We start from the raw sequence: 3,321 nt of genomic DNA on the forward strand, positions 1-3,321 counted from the left end.
TTGTTATTCGTCGTTGTTGGCGCCACTGCCGCGACCCGGGCTGTTGCCTTCGCTACCATTGCCGCCGCCGTTGTTGCCGCCACGTCCGCCGCCGTTATTGCCGTCGCCACCTGTGCCGCCATCGCCGCTACCTGTGCCGCCGTCGCCGCTACCTGTGCCGCCGTCGCCGCTACCTGTGCCACCATCGCCGCCGCCTGTGCCGCCGTCGCCGGAAGGTTCGGTCAGGCCGTCATTGCCGATAGTGGACGCCGTGCGGAAACTGCCGTCGGTTTCCTGAAGACCGATCCGGATACCCGGGCAAACCTGGCTGAGGCTGGACATGACTGCATCACCATCGGGCTGCGCCATAACCTTTTCTGCCAGGTTGTAGGAGATAATCGTGTAAGAACACTCGTCCAGTGGAACGGCTGCGAGGGCGGCATTGAGTTGTGCCGCGCGTGAAATTTCGGTTGTATCAGATACTGCACAGGCCGACGCGAACGTCAGTGCCGCGAATGCGGCCGGGGCCTGCAGTCTTTTAAAGTGTAACATCTTTACTAACTCCCAGAGCGATCCCCCACCCCGGAAAACACGTGGCCGGCGGTTGTCCCACAACACGGGCACCGGCAACGCCACAGTTATGCCATATTCCTGCCCGATTTGCACTGCAATTTCGCCACTGTCCCGGTCGCGGGACCAATCCGGCATCGCCGTGACCTTTGTTGATCAATACATGGTTAAGTGTTCGCGAGAGCGCGACGGTCGGGGCGGATGTTGCGCATTAGCCATTTCCTGAAACTGGTGCCGACCCGCATTGCGCCCCTCGTAAGGGGGCTTCCGTGGCCAATATGACCCGGATCCGTCGCAATTGATTCGATATTTTAAGACTGTAAACGCGGGTTGGTTTTCGGTCTGTGGAAGTTATCTGACCGCGATGGTCTGCTCAAGCTGACCGGTCACACGGTCATAAATCAGAATGCGGTTGTCGTCGGTGACGATTGCGTACCATCCGTCTCCCTGCGTAAACGCAGTAGCCGCTGCTCCATCCGGAAGTACGATTTCTGCAGGCAGCGGCAGAGGCGCATCATAGAAGCGGATGACAATGAGCGCGATGATCAGTAGAACGCCCCCAGTCATCACCCCGGTCAGCACCGTCACCAGTCGTCTGAGAAACCTCAGGTTTGCCGGTTCCGGGGCCGGCGCACCGGTTTCAGATTCAGGATTTTCCATGCCGCTCCGTCAGATCAGCTTCGTTCTCGGGGATGCTCCACCGCCCCGCCTTGATAAGGCGCTTGCCCGGGATGTGCCAGAGCAGGCGGCGCTGTCGCGCACGCGGATCGGCCGGCTGCTGGCCTGTGGGTCGGTTCAGGTCAACGGAGCCACCGTGCAGGACCCGAAAGCCCGGGCACAGGCCGGCGATGAGATCGTAATCACGGTGGAGGAGGCACAGGACAGCCATATCCTGCCTGAAGATATCCCGCTGGAGGTCATTTTTGAGGACAGCGACCTGGTGGTGATCAACAAGCCTGCCGGCATGGTCGTTCACCCGGCACCCGGCTCGCCTTCCGGCACGCTGGTCAATGCGTTGCTGGCCCATTGCGGCACGGATCTTTCGGGTGTGGGCGGCCTCAAGCGACCGGGTATCGTTCACCGGATCGACAAAGATACGTCCGGACTGCTCGTGGTAGCCAAGTCAGACGTGGCCCATCACGGGCTTGCAGATCAGTTCGAGGCCCATTCGGTTGAGCGATATTATCAGGCGCTGGTCTACGGGGTGCCGGATGGCAATGATCCGCGGCTGCGCGGGATGAAAGGCGTGAGTTTCGAGTCCGGCAACATCGTTAAAATTACGACGCAGCTGGCGCGGCACAAAACCGACCGCCAGCGCCAGGCGGTGCTGTTCCAGGGCGGCAGGCATGCTGTCACACGCGCCCGTACAATCGAACGTTTCGGCACACCGCCCTGCCTTGCGCTGATGGAATGCTGGCTCGAGACCGGGCGTACCCATCAGATCCGTGTGCATATGGCCCATGCCGGCCATGCGCTGGTGGGCGATCCGACGTATGGCGGCAAGCGGCGCCTGCCGGCCAGGGCGCTGCCCGAGGTCTCGGCGGAGGCCGTGCGCACTTTCCCGCGTCAGGCCCTTCATGCTGCCGTACTGGGCTTTGTGCACCCGGTGACCGCTGAGAATATGCGCTTTGAAGCGCCTTTACCGCAGGATATGGTGAGCCTGCTTGATGCCGCACGGGTGGCACTGTCATAAAGTGCACATGGGTGTGATTGCACTGCACTTTGAGGTGTTAACGCCGGTGCTTTATGGCAAGCTTTCTTTAAACAATGAACGTTACTGTTCGCGTTAACATTTTCCGCGGTCCGCACTTGAACTGATCGGTTCAGTTCCCATATTGATGTTAAGGACCTAAACATTGGGAGGCTCCCATGGCTAATTATGCAAATCTGCCCGCACCGACACCAGAAGGCGGCCTTAACCGCTATATGCAGGAAATCCGCAAGTTTCCGCTTCTGGAGCCGGAAGAAGAATACATGCTGGCCAAGCGCTGGGTTGAAGAGCAGGACACTGAAGCTGCTCATAAAATGGTGACATCGCACCTGCGCCTGGCGGCCAAGATTGCGATGGGCTATCGCGGTTACGGGTTGCCCCAGGCCGAAGTGATTTCAGAGGCGAATGTGGGTCTGATGCAGGCTGTCAAACGCTTTGATCCGGAAAAAGGCTTCCGTCTTGCGACTTATGCGATGTGGTGGATCCGGGCATCAATCCAGGAATACATTCTGCGCAGCTGGTCGCTCGTGAAACTCGGCACGACATCAGGTCAGAAGAAACTGTTCTTTAATCTGCGTAAAGCAAAGAACAAGATCGGTGCGCTTGAAGAGGGCGATATGCATCCCGACAACGTCAAACGGATCGCGACAGATCTCGGTGTGACCGAAGCAGAGGTTATTTCGATGAACCGACGCATGTCGGGCGGCGATGCATCCCTGAATGCGACTGTCGGCTCTGAAGGCGAAGGCACGATGCAGTGGCAGGACTGGCTCGAGGATGAGGATGCTGATCAGGCGTCCGATTATGAGGAGCGGGACGAGCTTACCGCGCGGCGCGAACTGCTGGTGGAGGCGATGAGCGTTCTGAATGACCGCGAGAAAGACATCCTGACACAGCGGCGCCTGTCGGACGAAACCGTGACACTTGAGGATCTCAGCGGCGAGTACAACGTCAGCCGTGAGCGCATCCGGCAGATTGAGGTACGCGCCTTTGAGAAGCTGCAGAAGAAGATGCGCGATCTCGCAAAAGAAAAGGGCATGCTGGCCACGGCCTGATACCCG

4 protein-coding genes are annotated in these 3,321 nt (G+C 59.2%); 2 read left to right on the plus strand and 2 right to left on the minus strand.

The genetic code is table 11. The annotated features are described in order from the left end of the window. Window positions 1–3: 3 nt before the first annotated feature. On the minus strand, window positions 4–687 hold the full coding sequence (locus Q0M35_RS18185) for a hypothetical protein (protein WP_295317663.1): 684 nt from the start codon (window positions 685–687) through the stop codon (window positions 4–6). Between the two features lie 213 nt (window positions 688–900). Then, window positions 901–1,209: a DUF6476 family protein gene (locus Q0M35_RS18190; RefSeq protein WP_295317664.1), complete on the minus strand. Its 309-nt coding sequence runs from the start codon at window positions 1,207–1,209 to the stop codon at window positions 901–903. Here Q0M35_RS18190 and Q0M35_RS18195 point away from each other — a divergent pair. Both Q0M35_RS18195 and rpoH read left to right on the plus strand, forming a co-directional pair. Next, the gene (locus Q0M35_RS18195; protein WP_295317665.1) at window positions 1,208–2,242 is read left to right on the plus strand and encodes an RluA family pseudouridine synthase; all 1,035 of its coding nucleotides are present in this window, start codon (window positions 1,208–1,210) and stop codon (window positions 2,240–2,242) included. The two genes, Q0M35_RS18190 and Q0M35_RS18195, sit on opposite strands and share 2 nt — an antisense overlap. 176 nt (window positions 2,243–2,418) lie before the next feature. Continuing rightward, a complete protein-coding gene (gene rpoH / locus Q0M35_RS18200) occupies window positions 2,419–3,315 on the plus strand; it encodes an RNA polymerase sigma factor RpoH (RefSeq protein ID WP_295317666.1) in 897 nt (298 codons plus the stop codon). The last annotated feature ends 6 nt before the right edge of the window (window positions 3,316–3,321 follow it).

Source organism: Roseobacter sp., from assembly GCF_024639605.1.
In the GTDB taxonomy this organism is placed as follows: domain Bacteria; phylum Pseudomonadota; class Alphaproteobacteria; order Rhodobacterales; family Rhodobacteraceae; genus Roseobacter.

Coding starts and splice junctions, on each gene's coding strand:
- Q0M35_RS18185 (WP_295317663.1), bottom strand. CDS start 687: ATGCCGGATTGGTCCCGCGACCGGGACAGTGGCGAAATTGCAGTGCAA.
- Q0M35_RS18190 (WP_295317664.1), bottom strand. CDS start 1,209: ATGGAAAATCCTGAATCTGAAACCGGTGCGCCGGCCCCGGAACCGGCA.
- rpoH (WP_295317666.1), top strand. CDS start 2,419: ATGGCTAATTATGCAAATCTGCCCGCACCGACACCAGAAGGCGGCCTT.
- Q0M35_RS18195 (WP_295317665.1), top strand. CDS start 1,208: ATGCCGCTCCGTCAGATCAGCTTCGTTCTCGGGGATGCTCCACCGCCC.